The organism is Streptomyces sp. NPDC050636, assembly GCF_040654775.1.
GTDB lineage: Bacteria > Actinomycetota > Actinomycetes > Streptomycetales > Streptomycetaceae > Streptomyces.
The window spans coordinates 1-19,816 of sequence record NZ_JBFAIP010000108.1 but is presented as its reverse complement, the minus strand read 5'-3'; the positions used below and the strand labels follow the sequence as shown (position 1 = coordinate 19,816).

The 19,816-nt window shown below is 69.7% G+C and carries 18 protein-coding genes; 12 read left to right on the top strand and 6 right to left on the bottom strand.

All coding sequences use genetic code 11. The annotated features are described in order from the left end of the window. The first annotated feature begins 246 nt into the window (after positions 1-246). The 7 genes from AB0I10_RS35740 to AB0I10_RS35710 all read left to right on the top strand — a co-directional run bounded on the left by AB0I10_RS35740 (position 247) and on the right by AB0I10_RS35710 (position 7,370). Positions 247-498 carry a hypothetical protein gene (locus AB0I10_RS35740; RefSeq protein WP_363156891.1) on the top strand — a complete coding sequence of 84 codons (252 nt, stop codon included), beginning with the start codon at positions 247-249 and terminating at the stop codon, positions 496-498. Positions 499-729: 231 nt separating this feature from the next. Next, positions 730-1,251 carry a 2-oxo-4-hydroxy-4-carboxy-5-ureidoimidazoline decarboxylase gene (gene uraD, locus AB0I10_RS35735; RefSeq protein ID WP_363156890.1) on the top strand — a complete coding sequence of 174 codons (522 nt, stop codon included), beginning with the start codon at positions 730-732 and terminating at the stop codon, positions 1,249-1,251. Next, positions 1,248-1,655: a hydroxyisourate hydrolase gene (gene uraH, locus AB0I10_RS35730; protein ID WP_363156889.1), complete on the top strand. Its 408-nt coding sequence runs from the start codon at positions 1,248-1,250 to the stop codon at positions 1,653-1,655. Before uraD ends, uraH begins: the two co-directional genes overlap by 4 nt. Positions 1,656-1,662: 7 nt before the next feature. Next, positions 1,663-2,586: a factor-independent urate hydroxylase gene (pucL, locus tag AB0I10_RS35725; RefSeq protein ID WP_363156888.1), complete on the top strand. Its 924-nt coding sequence runs from the start codon at positions 1,663-1,665 to the stop codon at positions 2,584-2,586. A gap of 81 nt (positions 2,587-2,667) precedes the next feature. Further along, the gene (locus AB0I10_RS35720; protein ID WP_363156887.1) at positions 2,668-4,071 is read left to right on the top strand and encodes a nucleobase:cation symporter-2 family protein; all 1,404 of its coding nucleotides are present in this window, start codon (positions 2,668-2,670) and stop codon (positions 4,069-4,071) included. Between the two features lie 49 nt (positions 4,072-4,120). After that, positions 4,121-5,521, top strand: coding sequence for an 8-oxoguanine deaminase (locus AB0I10_RS35715; RefSeq protein ID WP_363156886.1), 1,401 nt, complete (start codon positions 4,121-4,123; stop codon positions 5,519-5,521). 286 nt (positions 5,522-5,807) lie between these two features. Then, positions 5,808-7,370, top strand: a complete 1,563-nt coding sequence (locus AB0I10_RS35710; RefSeq protein ID WP_363156885.1) for a nucleobase:cation symporter-2 family protein — start codon at positions 5,808-5,810, stop codon at positions 7,368-7,370. Positions 7,371-7,837: 467 nt separating this feature from the next. On the opposite strand, the gene AB0I10_RS35705 is transcribed toward AB0I10_RS35710, so the two are convergent. From AB0I10_RS35705 to AB0I10_RS35685, 5 genes are all read right to left on the bottom strand, one after another. Next, positions 7,838-8,713 carry a chitosanase gene (locus AB0I10_RS35705; RefSeq protein ID WP_363156884.1) on the bottom strand — a complete coding sequence of 292 codons (876 nt, stop codon included), beginning with the start codon at positions 8,711-8,713 and terminating at the stop codon, positions 7,838-7,840. A gap of 168 nt (positions 8,714-8,881) precedes the next feature. Continuing rightward, positions 8,882-9,496, bottom strand: a complete 615-nt coding sequence (locus AB0I10_RS35700) for a TetR family transcriptional regulator (protein WP_363156883.1) — start codon at positions 9,494-9,496, stop codon at positions 8,882-8,884. Between the two features lie 271 nt (positions 9,497-9,767). After that, positions 9,768-11,411, bottom strand: coding sequence for a malate synthase A (aceB, locus tag AB0I10_RS35695; protein ID WP_363156882.1), 1,644 nt, complete (start codon positions 11,409-11,411; stop codon positions 9,768-9,770). 280 nt (positions 11,412-11,691) lie between these two features. Next, on the bottom strand, positions 11,692-12,261 hold the full coding sequence (locus AB0I10_RS35690; RefSeq protein ID WP_363156892.1) for a nucleotidyltransferase family protein: 570 nt from the start codon (positions 12,259-12,261) through the stop codon (positions 11,692-11,694). A gap of 194 nt (positions 12,262-12,455) precedes the next feature. Continuing rightward, the gene (locus tag AB0I10_RS35685) at positions 12,456-12,680 is read right to left on the bottom strand and encodes a hypothetical protein (RefSeq protein ID WP_363156881.1); all 225 of its coding nucleotides are present in this window, start codon (positions 12,678-12,680) and stop codon (positions 12,456-12,458) included. Positions 12,681-13,015: 335 nt separating this feature from the next. Here AB0I10_RS35685 and AB0I10_RS35680 point away from each other — a divergent pair, with 335 nt between their 5' ends. Together AB0I10_RS35680 and AB0I10_RS35675 are read left to right on the top strand one after the other, a co-directional pair. Beyond that, positions 13,016-14,881, top strand: a complete 1,866-nt coding sequence (locus AB0I10_RS35680; RefSeq protein ID WP_363156879.1) for a protein kinase — start codon at positions 13,016-13,018, stop codon at positions 14,879-14,881. Between the two features lie 239 nt (positions 14,882-15,120). Further along, on the top strand, positions 15,121-15,462 hold the full coding sequence (locus tag AB0I10_RS35675) for a DUF5955 family protein (protein ID WP_363156878.1): 342 nt from the start codon (positions 15,121-15,123) through the stop codon (positions 15,460-15,462). Positions 15,463-15,505: 43 nt separating this feature from the next. Here AB0I10_RS35675 and AB0I10_RS35670 read toward each other — a convergent pair whose 3' ends face one another. Next, on the bottom strand, positions 15,506-16,309 hold the full coding sequence (locus AB0I10_RS35670; RefSeq protein ID WP_363156877.1) for an IclR family transcriptional regulator: 804 nt from the start codon (positions 16,307-16,309) through the stop codon (positions 15,506-15,508). 240 nt (positions 16,310-16,549) lie between these two features. Here AB0I10_RS35670 and AB0I10_RS35665 point away from each other — a divergent pair, with 240 nt between their 5' ends. The 3 genes from AB0I10_RS35665 to alc all read left to right on the top strand — a co-directional run bounded on the left by AB0I10_RS35665 (position 16,550) and on the right by alc (position 19,598). Further along, a complete protein-coding gene (locus tag AB0I10_RS35665; RefSeq protein ID WP_363156876.1) occupies positions 16,550-16,909 on the top strand; it encodes a hypothetical protein in 360 nt (119 codons plus the stop codon). Between the two features lie 167 nt (positions 16,910-17,076). Then, positions 17,077-18,420, top strand: coding sequence for an allantoinase AllB (gene allB / locus AB0I10_RS35660; RefSeq protein ID WP_363156875.1), 1,344 nt, complete (start codon positions 17,077-17,079; stop codon positions 18,418-18,420). Beyond that, positions 18,417-19,598, top strand: a complete 1,182-nt coding sequence (gene alc / locus AB0I10_RS35655; RefSeq protein ID WP_363156874.1) for an allantoicase — start codon at positions 18,417-18,419, stop codon at positions 19,596-19,598. The genes allB and alc overlap by 4 nt, the downstream gene beginning before the upstream one ends. Positions 19,599-19,816 lie beyond the last annotated feature (218 nt).

The following is a 19,816-nucleotide window of genomic DNA, read 5'->3' as shown; positions in this document are numbered from 1 at the left end:
GCGCTCTGTCCCGCTGGTGTGGTTTGTTGGGGGTGGGGTGGGGGGGTGGTTGTGGGGGGGGCCCCGCGGGGGGGGGCGGCGCCCGGGCGGCCGCCCGCCCCCCGGGGGGCCCGCCCGCCCTCGCCGTTTTCCCGAATGGCCCGAGCAGGGGTGCGGGGCGTGCCGGAGCGCCGGAGACTGGCCGCGTCTCGCGCCGGTCGGGACGTCAGCCGGGCCGGTGTCCGTAGGAGCAACAAGGAGGTCGCCATGGCGCCGGCGCACGAAAGCCCTTGCCAGATGATGAGGCGGTTGGCGAAGGCGCAGGGGGCGGAGATCGGGCGAACCGAGAAGCGGATCGACGAGCTCCGGAAGAAGATCGGCGACCTCCAGGCGCAACCGGTTCCGGATGCCGCGGCGATCGCGGCACTGCGGCAAGCCGCCGAAAGCCTGGAGAAGAAGCTGGAGGATGACCGCCTGTCCCTCTCGACGCTGGAAGACGTGATCACCGAGAACTGCTGACGCCCAGCCGCGACGCCGGGGCTCCTGGAGAGGGAGAATGTCGCGACCGGTGCCGACCGGTGTGAAGTGTGCGTAGTTGCTGGTCGGAGCCTTGAAGCCGCTGTCCGAGTCACCTGGACGGCGGCTTTTGAGTTGCCGACTTTTCAACAAAGTGTTGACGGGATGTTGCCGGGGGTCTTAGCTGTTTCCAGCCAACCAGAGCTGTCCAGCACCAGGCCACGGAGGCTTCCCGTGTCTTCGAGTTCGACCCCGGGGCTTTCCCGGTTCAACACCGCCGACGACGGTACGGCCGAGGCCGCACTGCACGAGGTGTGTGCCAGCCGGGCATGGGGGAGCAAGATTCTCGCCCAGCGCCCGTACGCCGACACCGACGCCCTGTACGCCGCGAGTGACGCCGCCATGGCCGAGCTGACCGCGGCCGACCTGGCCGAGGCGATGGCCGGGCACCCGCCGATCGGCCGGCCGAAGCCGGGCGACCCGACCTCCAGCCGTGAGCAGAGCGGGATGGCCGGCGCCTCCGACGACCTCAAGGCGGAAATGCTCGAACTCAACCTGGCCTACCAGGAGAAGTTCGGCCATGTCTTCCTGATCTGCGCCTCCGGCCGTACCGGAGAGCAGATGCGGGATGCGGTCCGTAACCGGATCGACAACACGCCGGAACAGGAACGAGAGATCGTTCGTGTGGAACTCGGCAAGATCAACCGCATTCGCCTGACCCGCCTCGCGGAACTCGCAGAAGGAGACGCAGCATGAGCAGCGAGACGGCTGCACCGACGTCGGTGTCCACCCACATCCTGGACACCAGCGTGGGCCGCCCCGCGGAGGGCGTCGCCCTCACGCTCTCGGTGCGCTCCGGCAGCGACGCCGCCTGGACCGCCCATGGCGCGTCCAAGACCGACGCGGACGGGCGCTGCAAGGACCTGCCGGCCCTGCCGGAAGGCACCACTCACGTACGCCTCGACTTCGCCGTCGAGGACTACTTCGTATCCAACAAGGCCAACCAGCAAGCCGAGGAACAGCAGGACGCCCCCCGCGTAAGGGACAGCGGAGCCTTTTTCCCGGAGGTGGCAATCACCTTTGCCGTCAAGCCGGGCGAGCACTACCACGTACCGCTGCTGCTCAACCCGTTCGGCTACTCCGTATACCGAGGGAGCTAGCACCGTCATGCCCACGATTCTCGGCCAGAACCAGTACGGCAAAGCGGAAAACCGCGTCGTCAAGATCACCCGTGATGGCGACACGCACCACATCAAGGACCTGAACGTCTCGGTCGCGCTCTCCGGCGACCTGGAAGAGGTCCACCTCTCCGGCTCCAACGCCCACTGCCTGCCCACTGACACGACCAAGAACACCGTCTTCGCCTTCGCCAAGGAGTACGGGATCGAGTCGGCCGAGCAGTTCGGCATCCACCTGGCCCGGCACTTCGTGACCAGCCAGGAGCCGATCAAGCGGGCCCGGATCCGCATCGAGGAGTACGCCTGGGACCGGATAGCCACCGCCGACAACAACTCCCGGTTCATCGGCTCGGACGAGGTCAACCACTCCTTCGTCCGCCAGGGCCAGGAGACCCGGCTCACCGAGATCACCTACGACGGTGAGCAGTGGCAGGTCATCTCGGGCCTGAAGGACCTCGTGGTGATGAACTCCACCAACTCGGAGTTCTGGGGCTACATCAAGGACAAGTACACGACGCTGAAGGAGGCGTACGACCGCATCCTCGCCACCGAGGTGTCCGGCCGCTGGCGGTTCAACTGGACCGACGACGCGCAGCGGATGCCCAACTGGGAGCGTTCGTACGAGCAGGTCAAGAAGCACATGCTGCAGGCCTTCGCGGAGACCTACAGCCTCTCCCTCCAGCAGACCCTGTACCAAATGGGTTCGCGGATAATCAACAACCGCTCCGAGGTCGACGAGATCCGCTTCTCGCTCCCGAACAAGCACCACTTCCTCGTGGACCTGGAGCCGTTCGGGCTCAAGAACGACAACGAGGTCTACTACGCGGCGGACCGCCCGTACGGCCTGATCGAAGCCACTGTTCTGCGCGACGGTGTCGAAGCCCGGATCCCGGTGGATCTGACCAACCTCTGACGGCTGAGACGCCGCGAAGTGCCTCGCGTCCCCTCCCCACCCGACAGCGGGGAGGGGCGCGAATCCTGAGGGGAACGACCCATGGCACAGCATTCGCACATTGAGCACCACCCCGCGCCGCCGGTCCATCCGGTGGACGAGAAGCCGGCGGCCGAGCGGCTGATCCCCGCCGCGCTCCAGCACATCGCCGCGATGTACGCCGGTGTCGTCACCCCTCCGCTCATCATCGGCCAGGCCGTCGGCCTGGACACCGCGGGCAGCACCCGGCTGATCGCCGCGAGCCTGCTCATCGCCGGGCTCGCCACGCTCCTGCAGACGCTCGGCATCCGTAAGTTCGCCGGCAACCGGCTGCCGTTCGTCAACGCGGCCAGCTCCGCCGGCATCACCCCGATACTCGCCATCGCCGAGTCCAATGACAAGGCTCACCAACTCCCCGCGATCTACGGGGCGGTGATGGTCGCCGGTGCCTTCTGCCTCGCGGTCGGCCCGTTCTTCGGGAAGCTGCTCCGGTTCTTCCCGCCGCTGGTCACCGGCGTCGTCATCACCCTCATCGGGGTGACCCTGATGCCCGTACCGGTCGGCTGGGCGCAGGGCGGCGACAAGGAAGCCGCCGACTTCGGCGACATGAAGTACCTGGCGCTCGCCGCCTTCACCCTCGTGGTGATCCTGCTCATCCAGCGCTTCACCAAAGGCTTCGTCAAACAGATCGCGCTGCTGCTCGGCCTCGTCGCCGGCACCCTGGCCGCGCTGCCCTTCGGGATGGCAAGCTTCGACGGGCTGCGCTCGGCACCGGTCGCCGCGCTGCCCACCCCGTTCTCCTTCGGCGCCCCCGAGTTCCAGCCCGCCGCGATCCTCTCGCTGTGCATCGTGATGCTCGTCCTGATGACGGAGTCGTCGGCCGGCATGCTGGCCCTCGGCGAGATCTGCGACCGCCCGGCCACCGGCGCGACACTCACCCGCGGACTGCGCACCGACGGCATCGCCACCCTCCTCGGACCGGTCTTCGGCGGCTTCCCGACCAGCGCCTTCGCGCAGAACGTCGGCGTCGTCTCGCTCACCCGGGTGCGCAGCCGGTACGTCGTCGCGCTGGCCGGCGCCGTGCTCCTGGTCCTCGGTGCCTTCCCCGTCCTGGGCGCCGTGGTCTCCGTGGTACCGATGCCGGTGCTCGGCGGCGCGGGTATCGTCCTGTTCGGATCGATCGCGGTCAGCGGCATCCGTACGCTCTCCGCGGCCGGTCTCGACGACAGCTCGAACATCATCCTGGTGGCCGTATCGCTCGGCGCCGGCATCATCCCGCTCGCCGCGCCGACCTTCTACGCCGACTTTCCCGCCTGGGCGCAGACCGTGCTCGGTTCCGGGATCAGCGCCGGAGCCCTGGCCGCGGTCCTGCTGAACCTGTTCTTCCACCATCTCGGCACCCGGAGCACGCCCAGGGCAGCGGTACTGTCAGCCGCCTCGCCCGGCTCCGGCACTCAAATCCCGTAGGGCCATGCCGTGCCCAACCGCCACTCTCAAGAAAGCACGAGGAAGCACCATGGCAGCATCGGCAGCCCCTGACAGCGCGATCGAACGCATTGTCATCGAGAACTGTGCCCTCGCAACCGTCGACGCCGACGACACCGAGTACGCCATCGGTCATATCGTCGTCGCGGGGAACGTCATCGAGTCGGTGGGCGCGGGCAAGGCACCCGAGGGCCTGGCGAACGTCGTCCGCCGTGTCGACGGAACAGGACATCTGGTCACCCCTGGTCTGATCAACACTCACCACCACTTCTACCAGTGGATCACCCGGGGCCTGGCCACCGACCACAACCTGTTCAACTGGCTGGTCGCGCTCTACCCGACCTGGGCCCGTATCGACGCCCCGATGCTCGCTGCGGCCACCCAGGGCTCGCTCGGCATGATGGTCAAGGGTGGTGTGACCACCGCCTCCGACCACCACTACGTATTCCCCGAGGGCTCCGGCGACCTGGTCGGCGCCGAGCTGGCGGCCGCCGCCGAGATCGGCGCCCGCATCACACTGGCCCGCGGCTCCATGGACCGCAGCGAGAAGGACGGCGGTCTGCCCCCGGACTTCGCCGTCGAGACCACCGAGGGCGCCCTGCTGGCGACCGAAGAGGCCATCGACACCCACCACGACTCCTCCTTCGGCTCGATGGTGCACATCGCCGCCGCGCCCTGTTCGCCGTTCTCCGTCTCCACCGAACTCATGCGGGAGGGCGCCAAGTTGGCCCGCCGTAAGGGCGTGCGGATGCACACCCACGGCTCGGAGACCGTCGAGGAGGAGAAGTTCTGCCATGAACTCTTCGGCATGGGCCCGACCGACTACTTCGAGTCGACCGGCTGGCTCGGTGACGATGTGTGGATGGCGCACTGCGTCCACATGAACGACTCCGACATCGCGGCGTTCGCCCGCACCGGAACCGGAGTCGCCCACTGCCCGTCCTCCAACGCCCGGTTGGCCGCCGGTATCGCCCGAGTCCCCGACATGCTCGCGGCCGGCGTCCCGGTCGGCCTCGGCGTCGACGGCACCGCCTCCAACGAGTCCGGCGAACTCCACACCGAGCTGCGCAACGCGCTGCTCATCAACCGCCTCGGCGCCCACAAGGAGGCCGCGCTCAACGCCCGTAAGGCGCTGCGGCTCGGCACCTACGGCGGCGCGCAGGTCCTCGGCCGTACGTCCGAGATCGGCTCGCTGGAGGCCGGCAAGCTCGCCGACCTGGTGCTGTGGAAGCTGGACGGCCTCGGCCACTCCTCCATCGCCGACCCGGTCACCGCGCTGGTCTTCGGTGCGGCCGCCCCGGTCACCTTGTCACTGGTCAACGGTAAGCCGGTCGTCGAGGACAACCACCTGACCAATGTCGACGAGGACGCCATCGCCCGCACCGCGCGGGCCGAGGCGCAGCGTCTGGCCCGTATCGCCAGTGAGGGCTGATCCCCTCAATGGCCTTACCCCACAGACTCGGTCGGGAGGGACGGCTCCCGGCTGAGCTTGTGGATCCGAGCGGGATCCACAAGCGCCGGACCCCGGGGGTACGCGGATTCACCTCGTACCCCCGGGCCGGCCAACCGCTCCACCGCCGTCACGCGCCACAAGCGCGGCCCCCACCACGGCACCGCCCACCAGCGCGGCCACCCGCACCACCGCACCACATCGCACGCCCTCCGTGACAGCCTCGCACCGTCGGTCCGACGGTGCAGAAATCGACAGGAGGCCCGCCGTGGCCGCAACCCCCGGGCAGCAGACGGAGGGAGACCGGAAGCATCCGGTCGACGAGACCCTCCCACCCTTCAAGATGTTCACCAGCGGCCTCCAGCATGTGGCCGCGATGTACGCGGGTGTGGTGGCCCCGCCGATGATTGTGGGGCCGGCCTGCGGCCTGAGCCCCACCGAAACCGCGTTCCTCATGGGCGCCAGCCTCTTCACCGCAGGCATCGCAACGCTGCTGCAGACGCTGGGCTTCTGGAAGGTCGGCGCCAAACTGCCCTTCGTCAACGGTGTCTCGTTCGCCGGCGTCACCCCGATGATCGCCATCGGCAAGTCCGAAAGCCCGGAGAACGCCCTCCCCATCATCTTCGGTGCGGTGATCGTCGCCGGTGTACTGGGCTTCGTCCTGGCCCCCTACTTCTCCAAGCTCGTACGTTTCTTCCCGCCGGTCGTCACCGGCACCGTCATCACGCTGATCGGTGTCTCCCTTCTCCCCGTGGCCTTCAACTGGTCCCAGGGAGGCAATCAACAGGCCCCGGATTACGGCTCGTTGACGAATATCGGGATGGCCGCGCTGACCCTTGTCATCGTGCTGGTGCTGCGCCGGGTGCTACGCGGCTTCCTCCAGCAGATCGCCATCCTGCTCGGCCTGATCGCCGGCACGCTCATCGCGATACCCGTCGGCATCACCAACTTCTCCGCCCTCGCCGAGGCGGACCTCATCGGCTTCCCGACGCCCTTCCACTTCGGGGCCCCGCAGTTCACCATCGCCGCGATCGTCTCGATGTGCATCGTGATGCTGGTCTGTATGACCGAGTCGACGGCCGACATGCTCGCCCTCGGCAAGATCGTCGACCGCCCGGCGGACGAGCGCACCATCGAGGGCGGACTGCGCGCCGACACCCTCGGCTCGGCGATCAGCCCACTGTTCAACGGCTTCGCCAACAGCGCGTTCGCCCAGAACATCGGCCTGGTCGCGATGACCAAGGTGCGCAGCCGCTACGTGGTGGCGACCAGCGGCCTGATTCTGATCGTGCTGGGTCTGTGCCCGATGGCAGCCTCGGTCATCTCGCTGGTGCCGCTGCCGGTCCTCGGCGGCGCGGGCATCGTGCTCTTCGGCTCGGTGGCCGCCAGTGGCATCCAGACGCTGGCCTCCGCCGCGATGGAGAAGGGCGAGAACGCGCTGATCGTCGCGGCGGCCGTGGGCATCGGCCTGATCCCGATCGCGGCGCCGGAGTTCTACCACAACTTCCCCAAGGACATGCTGGTCGTCCTGGACTCCGGCATCAGCACCGGCTGCTTGGTCGCGATCCTTCTCAACCTGGCGTTCAACCACTTCGGGAGGAAGGGCGCGGACGAGCCGGCGGCCGCCGATGCGGCTCCAGGAGCGGGAGCGGACGCGGATGCTGAGGCGGCGACAGGCGGGGAAGCGGCGACGGTCGGTGACGTGTCCGGTCAGGGCGGCGGGGCCGGTCATGGTGACGATAACGGTCAAGGCGCCGCGGATATTCCCCGGCAGCCGGATCGCGGCAAGGTCGACGACTCGGGCGAGCCGGCGTCATCGTCGGCCCACTGAGGGGCCGCACCCACTTAGCGGCCCGTCCGCTGAGTGGCCCCCGCCCGCTGAGCGGTCCCCATCTGCTGAGCGGTCCCACCCACCTACCGGCCTATGCAGTTACCGGCTTAGGCAGTTACCGGCCTACGTACCGGTCGGCTTACCCACTGGCAACGGCCCGTAGGGGAGCGGCAATTGCTGTTCTCCTACGGGCCGTTGCGTGCTCCTCTGGTTTTTCCCCGCCGCCCACCCGCCCCCTTATTTGTTTTTCCCCGCCGCCCACCCCCCTTCGGGGGGTGGGCGGGTGTAGTGGTGCGGTTTCAGGGCACCTCACCGCGCAGCCAGCCAGCCAGCCAGCCAGCCAGCCGGTCGGTCGGTCGGTCGGTCGGCCAGCCGGTCAGTCGGTCGGCCAGTCGGTCGGTCGGCCGTTCAGCCAGCCAGCCAGTCGGGCGGCCGCGGGGCGTCGGCGTCGGGCGTTGCGTGCCGCGTCAGTCGATGTGGAAGCTCTCCCCGTACACCTTCCAGTCCAGCGGCGTATGCAGATCGAGGTTCCCGTTCTTCAGGAACACCCGCTGCGCGGTGTCCACCCGGCTGGTGTCGCTGTGTGCCTCCTCCTGCTCCATCGCCCAGACCCGGGCGTCGAGGAAGGCATTGAGATACGTCTTCTCGTCGCCGCCCTGAGCCGGCGGTTTGGCCTCGGCGAGCGCGCGCTCGCGGATGCTGGAGAAACTGGTCTCGTCGTCGCCGTCGCCATGCATCACGATCGCGTCGTAGTACGCGAACTGGCCCAGCACGCCGATCCCGTCGGCCTTGCCCTGCTTGACCGCAGGGTTGAAGTAGACCCGGTCCCGCTCGTCGTTCTGTGCCTTCTGGAACTCGCTGTCCTGGGCGGCCTTCTCCCAGTCCTTGGTGTAGTCGGGGTCCAGGCCCTCGTGAGAGTCGCTGCCGTCCACTTCGCGCAGCGCGGGAAGGTACTTGGCGAGTATGTTGTCCGGCTTGCGCTTGGTGTACAGCTCCACGAGCTCCAGCATGTCGTGCGTGCCGGAACAGAAGCCGATGATGCCGCCGGTGTAGCCCCGGCCGTCACCGATGTCCTCGATGTACTTGTACTGGGCCTTCCAGTCCAGCGAGGAGTTCTCCGCACTCGACACCAGCTGCATGGCGATTTCCTTCTTCGCCGGATCGTCGAGACCGGCCGCGGCCCGTGCGGCGTGCGGCGCGGAGCGGGCCGCGGCCGGGGCGCGGTGGCTGTCCGGGACGGCCGTGGTGGCGACGGCGGTGGCCGGTACGGCGAGCAGGGCGAGGCCGAGGGTGATGCGGGTGGCGGTCTTGGGCAGGGCTCTGCCTATCGATCGGGTGCGCATGGTGTCCTCCAGTTCCGGAGTGGGCCGTGGGGGGTTCCCCAATCGTTAGGAAGCTTTCCTACCAGACTTGGAGGGTGACGTATACCCGTCAAGCGGCGCCAACCCATGGGCCTGCGCGACGTGTTGGGCGGCGACGCGCCTCGGCCCGCCGGCCGACTCCCTCGCGGCTCAGTCCAACGACCCGCTCAACGACCCGCCCGTCGACCCAGTCATCGACTCACCCGTCGCCCCGCTCAACAGCCCGCTCAGCACCTCGCGGATGTCTGCCGTCGGGTCGAAGTCGTCGTCGGGAAAGGCGAGTTGGTGCAGTACGGCACCGTCGAGATGGTCGAGCAGGATACGGCTGTGCCGCTCCGGTGCGCGGGAGCCGAAGCGGCGTACCCACTCCGCGCTCCAGGCGAGGACCGCCTTGCGCCCCCGCGCGAGGGGCGCGCGCAGCTCTGGGCGGGCCGAGGACTCAAGGAAGAGCGCGAAGCGGGCGGCGGTCCGTGCGCGCGCGGGACCGGTGGCGTGCCGGACGAAGGCGGCCAACGCGTCGGCCAGCTCGCCTTGGTCGGACGGGTCGGCGTCTGCCGCGAACGCCTCCCACTCGCGCCGCTCCAGGGTCTGGAGGTGGTCGACAATGCCATCGATCAGGGCGGCGCGGTTGCGGAAATAGTTGGACGTGGTGCCCGTGGGGACGCCCGCGGCGGTGTCCACGGCCTGATACGTCAACCGCCGTGAGCCCTCGGCCCCCAGGACCTCGATCGCCGCGTCCAGTACCTGATCCCGCCGTCGCGCCACGCCGCCCGCTCCTACTGCCCTGTCCAACTGTCCTGTCCTGCCGTCCTACTGCCCTGCGGTGCTGCCCTGCCCTGCCGTTCTACCCCACTACGTTCATAGTGTCCGGCTACTACAAACACCGTAACGTGACGTCGCGAAGCCCCAACCACGCTGCGTACGTACGACGCCGGGAAGCCTGGTGCAGGCGGGTCAGATCGGCGCATGACGAAGGGCCGGTTCGTACCGCAGTGCGGCGGCACGTACCGGCCCTTCGGGCTCTACGGGCGGAGACTCAGCCGACCAGCCGCTCATAAGCCGGCAACGTCAGAAAGTCCGCATAGTCGGCGTCCAGCGCGACCTGCAGCAGCAGATCGTGGGCCTGCTGCCACTTGCCCGAGGTGAAGGCGTCCTCGCCGACCTCGGTGCGGATGTCGGTGAGTGCCTGTTCGGCGACCTCGCGGACGAGTTCCGCGGTGGCCCTCACGCCTTGGTGTTCCCCGCCTTCGAAGACGACGCCGGCGTCGATCCACTGCCAGATCTGCGAGCGGGAGATCTCGGCGGTCGCGGCGTCCTCCATCAGGCCGAAGATGGCGACGGCGCCCAGGCCGCGCAGCCATGCCTCGATGTAGCGGGTGCCGACCTGTACGGCGTCGACCAGGCCCTGGTAGGTGGGCTTGGCGTCGAGGGAGTCGATGGCGATGAGGTCGGCGGGGGCGACGTGGACGTCCTCGCGCAGCCGGTCCTTCTGGTTGGGCTTGTCGCCGAGGACCGCGTCGAACGAGGCGCGGGCGATCGGGACCAGGTCGGGGTGGGCGACCCAGGAGCCGTCGAAACCGTCGCCGGCCTCGCGGTCCTTGTCGGCACGGACCTTGGCGAGGGCCTTTTCGTTGGCCTCCGGGTCGCGGCGGTTGGGGATGAAGGCCGCCATGCCGCCGATGGCGTGGGCGCCGCGCTTGTGGCAGGTGCGCACCAGGAGTTCGGTGTACGCGCGCATGAAGGGCGCCGTCATCGTGACCGCGTTGCGGTCCGGGAGGACGAACTTGGCGCCGCCGTCACGGAAGTTCTTGACGATGGAGAAGAGGTAGTCCCAGCGGCCGGCGTTCAGGCCCGAGGCATGGTCGCGGAGTTCGTAGAGGATCTCCTCCATCTCGTACGCCGCCGTGATCGTCTCGATGAGGACGGTGGCGCGGATGGTGCCCTGGGGGATGCCGACGTAGTCCTGGGCGAAGACGAAGATGTCGTTCCAGAGGCGGGCCTCCAGGTGCGACTCGGTCTTCGGGAGGTAGAAGTATGGGCCCTTGCCGAGGTCCAGCAGTCGCTTCGCGTTGTGGAAGAAGTAGAGGCCGAAGTCGACGAGGGCACCGGGGACCGACTGGCCCTCGAACTGCAGGTGCCGCTCCTCCAGGTGCCAGCCGCGCGGCCGCATCACGACGGTTGCGAGCTCTTCGGCGGGCTTGAGGGCGTACGACTTGCCGGAGTTCGGGTCGGTGAAGTCGATCCGGCGCTCGTAGGCGTCGATCAGGTTGAGCTGACCCGTGACGACGTTTTCCCAGGTGGGGGCCGAGGCGTCCTCGAAGTCGGCGAGCCAGACCTTGGCGCCCGAGTTGAGGGCGTTGATGGTCATCTTGCGGTCGGTGGGACCGGTGATCTCGACGCGGCGGTCGTTGAGCGCGGCGGGGGCCTCGGCGACCCGCCAGCTGTCGTCGGCGCGGATCTGCGCGGTCTCCGGGAGGAAGTCCAGGGTGCTGGTCCTGGCGATCTCGGCGCGGCGCTCGGCGCGGCGTGCGAGCAGCTCGTCGCGGCGCGGGGTGAACCGCCGGTGGAGCTCCGCCACGAAGGCGAGTGCGGCGTCTGTGAGGACCTCGGCCTGCCGTGTGGGGGTGTGGTCGGGGTCGACTTCGACGATGGCCAGCGGGGACGGCGCTGGTGCGGACATGAGCTGTCACTCCATTCAGCGGCGGTGCCTGGCGGCCGCCGGGGCGCCCGAGCGGCACGGGGTGCCGCCGGCTCCGAAGTGCGGTCGCGGGCGCCGTCTGGGTTCAGGGCGCTTCTGACCAGTGGAGAGTAGTTTCCTTATTGCGGAACTTCAATGGTTTGTTGATGTCGAGATTCTCTGAGTCGACAGAAACGGTGATCGAATGGCTCTCAGTGCCATGCCGGTCACTCTCGATTACGGGGGGCGCCGCTTGGCCGACCGGCTCCTCCTGGCCGTCGCGTCATTCCAGTCGGTGCAGATCCTCCGGCCTGTCGATGTCGTACGCCTCCGCCACATCCCCGCACTCGACCAGCGTGATCGCATCCGCGTGCTGCTGCAGGTAGGCGCGCGCGCCGCGGTCGCCCTCCGCGCTTGCCGCGACATCCGTCCAGCGATCCGCGCCGAGCAGCACGGGGTGGCCGCGCCGCCCTTCGTACGCCGCAGATGCGAGCGAAGCGCGGCCCTCGTACGCGGCCACCACCCGCGCCACCGCCGCGGCGCCGATGCCCGGCTGGTCCACCAGTGCCACCACCACCGCGTCCGCCCCCGATCCGGCCAGCGCGGCGAGCCCCACCCGGAGTGAGGAGCCCATGCCCTGCGCCCAGTTCGGGTTCTCCGACGTGGTGTACGCGGCGAGGTCGGCCCGCTCGCGTACGGAATCGGCGACCGCGCCCAGCACGATGTGTACCGGACTGCAGCCGCCGTCCTTCAGTACCCGCGCGGCGTGCTCCACCAAGGGGCGCCCCCTGTGGTCGAGCAGCGCCTTGGGGTGCCCGCCCAACCGCCGCCCGCCGCCCGCGGCGAGCAGCAGCCCGGCGACCTTCCCTTCGGGTCGCGCTGATGACTCTCGTGCTGATGGCTCTCGTGTCGACGGCTCTCGTGTCGACGGCTCTCGCGCTGATGGCCCTTGTGCGGACGAGTCTTGTGTCGATGACTCTCGTGGTGATGAGTGCGGTGCCATGAGGTCTGCTTACCTCATGGCACCCCGTGGCGCGGCGCGTTGGGCTATGCCGTGCCGCCGGGCGCCCTTTGGCGCGGGATGCGCGGCCGGAGCCGGTCGCGGAGTTGTGGGCTCCGCGCGTCCGTGAGCCGGCGTTCGGTGACGAAGCGGTGTATGTGCTCGACGGTGATCTCGGACGCGTCGGAGAGGCCGTACGCGCGGCAGATGAGCTGCACGATGCTGATGCGGCGACGGTGCTGGCCGGTCTCGGGGCCGGGGTCGGGCTCCATGGCGGTCTCCGATTCAGTGATATGCCGGATATTTCCCCGGAAGGGAGAATGCTCCATCCCGTCGTGTCGCACGCGTCGGATCGCATACGCCCACGCCAACGGGTGCCCGGGGGAACGTACGTACTGACGCATGGTCAGGCCGGTCATGGCCAACGCGCGATGAGCCGCCGAAACCCAGCGCAAACCGGGTGCGAAACCGGCTCTTCGGACATGGCGCCAGGTTCCCCGCCTTCGATGTCACGGTGCGGGCCGGGGCCGGATAAAGTGCTGCCCCGTTGCGGACATCGTGGCCGTCGTGCCGACACGGCGGGCCCATTTTCGAGTCGGGGGACGTAGTGGTGAACAGTGTGGGGCCATCCGGCATCTTCCAGCCGCTGGAAGGTGACGACCCGAAGGCCATCGCGGGCTACCGCCTCACGGCGAAGCTCGGCGCCGGCGGCATGGGCAAGGTCTATCTCTCATACACACCCGGTGGGCGACCGGTCGCCATCAAGGTGATCCGGCCGGAGTTCAGCGAGGACGCGGAGTTCCGCCGCCGCTTCAAGCAGGAGGTGCAGTCCGCGCAGCGCGTCCAGGGGCTGTTCACCGCCCCGGTCATCGACAGCGACGCCGACGGCGCCAGCCCCTGGCTCGCCACCGCGTACGTCCCCGGCCCCTCGCTCTCCGCGGCCGTCGCCGAGCACGGCCGGCTCCCGGTTTCCACCGTGCTGCTGCTGGTGGCCGGTATCGCCGAGGCGCTGCAGGTCATCCATGGCGCGGGCATCGTGCACCGTGACCTGAAGCCGTCCAATGTGCTGCTGGCCGCCGATGGCCCGCGCGTCATCGACTTCGGTATCGCCCGTGCCGCCGACGCCACGTCCCTGACCAGCAGCGGCGTCACCGTCGGCACCCCCACCTTCATGGCGCCCGAGCAGGCCGCCGGCAGGACCATCACCCCCGCCACCGACATCTTCGCGCTCGGCCAGGTCGCGGCGTACGCGGCCATCGGCAACCCGGCCTTCGGCGAGGGCACTTCGCACGGTGTGCTCTACCGCATCGTCCACGAGGAGCCGGATCTGACCGGGCTTCCCGAGGAACTGCACGAGCTGGTCTCCCGCTGTCTGACGAAGGACCCCTCGGCCCGGCCGTCCGTCGCCGAAGTGATCGAGCTGTGCGGCGCGGCCTCCGGGGAGACGCAGCTGCGCCGTCCCGAGGAATGGCTGCCCACCGCCGTCGCCGCGGACATCACCACGCGTTCGGCGGCCCCCGCGCCCGCGCAGGCGCCGCCGCCCCCGCTGGAGGCACCGGACGTGCCGACGGCCGCCCTGCAGGCGCCGGCGCAGCCCCCGGCCCAGCCGGCCCAGCCCCCGGCGCAGCCGTCGGCACCGCCCACCCAGCCCGCGGCGCCGGTTCAGCCGGTGCCGACCGCGCTGAACCACCCGCAGACCCCGCCACCCGGCTTCGGTCCGGCGGCCTACGCGCCGACCGCCACCGGCACAACGCCCGTCGCGCCGGCGCCCGCTGGCCCGGCGTCCACCGGTCCGACCGCCACAGTTCCCGCCCCTCAGCCGCCGAAGAAGAAGCGCAAGGGGCTGATCACGGCCCTGGTGCTGGTGTGCCTGCTGGTCTTCGCGGGAGCGGGCGGTGGCGCCGTCTACTACTTCATGAAGAACGACGGCAAGAAGTCGAGCAATCAGGCCGACGACAAGAAGTCGGGCGCCGACGCGTCGCCGGAGCCCACCGGTGAGGAGACGGGGAGCGGTGATGAAGGCGGCGGCGACGATGCCTCCAGCGCCCCCACCCCGGTGAAGGATCCGGAGCCGGTCGACTACAAGAGCATCGACCTGCCCGGCGAGTACCACCTGTCGATGTCCGATGAGCCGGTCACGCCGAGCAACTCGGACAACGACACGAATGAAGACTTCACTTACACGGACAACAACTACTCGGACGACACCGTCAGCACCGAGACCGGCAAGCTGGTGCTGCTCACCGCGGGCCAGGAAGGCTCGCTGGCGACCTGCCGCAGCGTGACCCGGTTCACCGAGACCATCCTGACCAAGCAGCTCACCAAGGGCGCGCAGATGTGCCTGACCACCGGCTACGGCCATGTCGCGCTGATCACCTTGAAGGGCTACGCACCGAGCTCCAGCCCCAGCAGCTACATGACCGTCGATGTGCGGGTGTGGCGCAACGCGGTGGCGCCCACGGAGACTTCCTGATCTCCGGCGCGTAACCATTGGTCCCCGTCAGGCCCGGTTCTCCGGCCCGGCGGGGATCGTTGCGTCGGGGATCGTCGCGTTGCGCCCCCGGCGCGTGGATCCGGTCGATGATCCGGTTTTTTCGCTCTCCGTATGGCGCGATGACCACAGAGTGGCGTTAACTTGCCCGCATTGCGAAACGGCCAGCGGCCTTGGAGGACGCCGTCGTTGTGGAGCAGGGGCAGAGGCAGAAGCGAGCGGTGACCGGGGTCGAGGACGACGCCCGGGTCGCGGCGCTGCGCGGGGCGGTGGCCCGGCTGCGCCGTCAGCTGGCCGTGCTTCCGGGGGAGTTACCCGACCGGGCGGCCGCGGACGAGGAACTGGCCGCGTTGGACGCGATGGTGAGTCACGGGATGCCGGAGGTGCCCCGGCTGCGCCGCTCGCTGCTGCTGATCGCCGGGGCGGTCGGCTCGGTCAGCGCACTGTCGCCCGCGCTGACCGAGGTGTGTGAGGGGATCGACCGCTTCGGGGAGCTGCCGCGCGGCCGGGAGATGCACCCGGCCCCGTCGCCGTCGTGGCCGGAGTCTCCCCCATTGCCCTGAGGGCCCGGGAGGTACCCGCGTGCGCCCCGGCCCGGCGACCGTCCTACGCAGGTGTCTGGTTGGCGAGCGCGACCGACAGCTGTGCCGCGACGTCCTGCAGCACCGGCACGATCTTGTCCCTCGACGCCTCCGTCACACGGCCGGTCGGGCCGGAGATGGAGATCGCCGCCGAGGTGGGGGAGTTGGGCACCGGCACCGCGAAGCAGCGGACGCCGATCTCCTGCTCGTTGTCGTCCACCGCGTAGCCGGCCCGGCGGACCTCGGCGAGTGCTTCGAGGAAGGTGTCCGGGTCGGTGATCGTCTTCTCGGTCGCGGCGGGCATGCCGGTCCGGCCGAGCAGCGCGCGGACCTCCTCCGGCGGGTGGCCCGCGAGCAGTGCCTTGCCGACGCCGGTGGAGTGCGGCAGCACCCGGCGGCCGACCTCGGTGAACATCCGCACCGCGTGCCGGGACGGCACCTGGGCGACATAGACGATCTCGTCGCCGTCGAGCAGCGCCATATTGGCGGTCTCGCCGGTCTCCTCGACCAGCCGGGCCAGGAACGGCCGGGCCCAGGTCCCGAGCAGCCGCGACGCGCTCTCGCCCAGCCGGATCAGGCGGGGGCCGAGGGCGTACCGGCGGTTGGGCTGCTGACGGACGTAGCCGCAGGCGACGAGGGTCCGCATCAGCCGGTGGATGGTGGGGAGCGGCAGCCCGCTGCTGGTGGAGAGCTCGCTCAGGCCGACCTCGCCCCCGGCGTCGGCCATCCGCTCCAGCAGGTCGAAGGCGCGCTCAAGGGACTGGACGCCGCCGCTGGCGCCCGCGGGCTTGGCTTCGGCGGCGGAGGTGCTGGCGCTGGACGGCGGCACGGCGCGTTCCTTTCGGGGCAGGTCAGATCGGTCTCGGCTAGGGCGTGCCCTAGGGCTTGCGGGCGCCGGGCCCGACCGGAGCAGCCTACCGGTCCCTTCGGGAAGACACACGGCCTCTCGCACGCTCGTTCCCGCCGGTCAAGGCCCGTTTGTTCCACGGGGTGAGCTCCTAGCCGGAATCCCCTGACGGTGCCAGTGGCCGTAGCTACGTTCTGCTGCGTGAAACCTACTGTCCATTCTATGGAATCCTCCAAAACGCTGGAGCGTCATGCGCATCCTCGTCATGAGCCGTTCTGGGCGTGGAGGCCGCACCTGGGGATCCTCGATCGCGAAACCCGGGCCACCGTGCTCGTGGCCGATACCGATGGGTTCGCTGATCGCGGCACCGAGGCGGTCGCGCCGTTCTCGTGGATCTTCGGAATGCTCGTCGCCGGGGTGCTCCACGCCCTGGTCTCCGGCCGTGGTCGGGTCGTGGCGGATGCCGGGCCGATTCCGGAGAGCGTCATCCCGTCGCAGGTCAGGCGTGTGGTCGAGCGGGAGACGGTGCTCCCGGAGGGCACCGGGGTGGTCGTCGCGCCGGTGCCGGCCAAGGGGTCTTGACGGGCCGCGGTCCGGAGTGAAGACTCCGTTCAACAGACTGTTGAATTCCGCATCCCGTGCCGCGGGAGCCGGAACTCCGTGCCGCGGGAGCCGGAGCGTCATCGACCGCCGTGGCAGCCCACGCGCCATCACGCGACGATGAAGACACGATACGAGGAGGGGACCGGGTGTCCGAAATAGAGCTGGTGCTGCGCTCCACGCGCGTCGTTACCCCGCAGGGGACGCGGGCCGCGTCCGTCACCGTCAAGGGCGGGAAGATCGCGGCGGTGCTGCCGCACGACGCCGAGGCGCCGGCCGGGGCGCGGGTGGAGGACTTCGGTGACGACGTCCTGCTGCCCGGCCTCGTGGACACCCACGTACACGTCAACGACCCCGGCCGCACCGAGTGGGAGGGCTTCTGGACGGCCACCCGCGCGGCCGCGGCCGGCGGTATCACCACCCTCGTGGACATGCCGCTCAACAGCCTCCCGCCCACCACCACCGTCGACCACCTCGACACCAAGCGCGAGGTCGCCCGCAGCAAGGCGCATATCGACATCGGCTTCTGGGGCGGAGCCATCCCCGGCAACGTCAAGGACCTGCGGCCGCTCTTCGACGCCGGGGTCTTCGGCTTCAAATGCTTCCTCTCGCCGTCCGGCGTGGACGAGTTCCCCCAGCTCGACCAGGAGCAACTGGCCGCCGCCCTCGGTGAGATCGCCGGCTTCGACGGCCTGCTGATCGTGCACGCCGAGGACCCGGGCCACCTGGACGAGGCGCCGCAGCCGCACGGCCCCAAGTACGCCGACTTCCTCGCCTCCCGTCCCCGGGTGTGCGAGGACGACGCCATCGCCGGGCTGATCGCCCTGGCCAAGAAGCTCAACGCGCGGGTGCACGTCCTGCATCTGTCCTCCTCCAACGCGCTGCCGCTGATCTACGCCGCGAAGCGCGAAGGCGTCAAGATCACCGTCGAGTCCTGTCCGCACTTCCTGACCCTGGCCGCCGAGGAAATCCCGGACGGCGCGACGGAGTTCAAGTGCTGCCCGCCGATCCGTGAGGCCGCCAACCAGGACGCGCTGTGGGAGGGCCTGGCCGACGGCACCATCGACTGCATCGTCTCCGACCACTCGCCCTCCACCGCCGACCTCAAGACCGCCGACTTCGGCGCGGCCTGGGGCGGCATCTCCTCCCTTCAGCTCGGCCTGCCCGCCATCTGGACCGCGGCCCGCGAGCGCGGCCACACCCTGGACGACGTCGTCCGCTGGATGGCCACCGCCCCCGCCGCGCTGGTCGGCCTCGGCCAGAAGGGCGCCATCGAGCCCGGCCGGGACGCCGACTTCGCGGTCCTCGCGCCCGAGGAGACCTTCACCGTCGACCCGGCCGCCCTCCAGCACCGCAACAAGATCACCGCATACGCCGGGAAGACCCTGTACGGCGTCGTCCGGTCCACCTGGCTGCGTGGCCGGCAGATCAACGACGGTGCCACTCTCGCCGAGCCCACCGGCGAGCTCCTGGAAAGGCCGCAGAGCGTATGACCACCGCCGACACCGCCGACATACCCCGCTTCACCGGCGACGCCCGCCCCTATGCGGGCGGCGACCCGTACGCCGACTACCGCACGCCCGGCCCTGCGGGGTTCCCGTTCGCCCATCTCCCCGACCTCGCCGACCGGCGGCTCGGCGCGGGCGTGACCGCCGCCAACGACGAGTTCTTCGCCGAGCGCGAGAACCTCCTGAAGCCCGAGCCCGCCCACTTCGACCCCGAGGCCTTCGGCCACAAGGGCAAGATCATGGATGGCTGGGAGACCCGCCGCCGACGTGGCGTCGACGGCGAGCACCCGTTCCCGACGGACGCGGACCACGACTGGGCGCTGATCCGGCTCGGCGCGCCCGGCGTGATCCGCGGCATCGTCGTCGACACCGCCCACTTCCGCGGCAACTACCCGCAGTCCGTCAGCGTCGAGGGCACCTGCGTCGAGGGCTCCCCGTCACCCGGGGAACTCCTCTCCGACGACGTCACCTGGACCACCCTCGTCCCGCGCACCGCCGTCGGCGGCCATGCCGCCAACGGCTTCGAGGTCACCGTCGAACGCCGCTTCACCCATCTGCGCCTCAACCAGCACCCCGACGGCGGCGTCGCCCGCCTCCGTGTCCACGGCGAGGTTGCCCCGGCGCCGCAGTGGCTCGCCGCGCTGGGCACCTTCGATCTCGCCGCCCTGGAGAACGGCGGCCAGGTGGAGGACGCCTCGGACCGCTTCTACTCCTCGCCCACCAACACCATCCAGCCCGGACGCTCCCGCAAGATGGACGACGGCTGGGAGACCCGGCGCCGCCGCGGTACCGGCAACGACTGGGTCCGCTACCGCCTCACCGAGCAGTCCGTGATCCGCGCCGTCGAGATCGACACGGGCTATCTCAAGGGCAACTCGGCGGGTTGGGCGGCCCTGTTCGGACGGGACGACCCGAAGGGCGTGGGCGGCACGGAAGGCGAGTGGACCGAGCTGCTGCCGCGCACCCGTCTCCAGCCCGACACCGTCCACCGCTTCCTGCTGGACGACGCTCCGGCCGTCACCCACGTCCGGATCGACATCTTCCCGGACGGCGGGATCGCCCGGCTGCGGCTGCACGGCTCGCTCACGGAGGAGGGAGATCGGCGACTGGCCGCCCGCTACGAGGAGCAGTCCGACCAGTTCGGTTCGGCCGGCCTGACGTGAGAACGGATCAGTCGGCGATGGAGTTCCAGAACATGAGCCCGTATTCCTGGAGGAGGCGGCCGTAGCGGTGCGCGGTCGCCGGCTGTGCCTGGCCGGTGTCCAGGCCGTGCCGGACGGCCGCGCGGGCCTAGTACTGCAACGGTGTTTGCTGTGACGGTTGGGTAGTTCTATGGACTGTGTCCGCGTCGTGTGTAGTGGCTGATGCGGGCCTGGTGTTG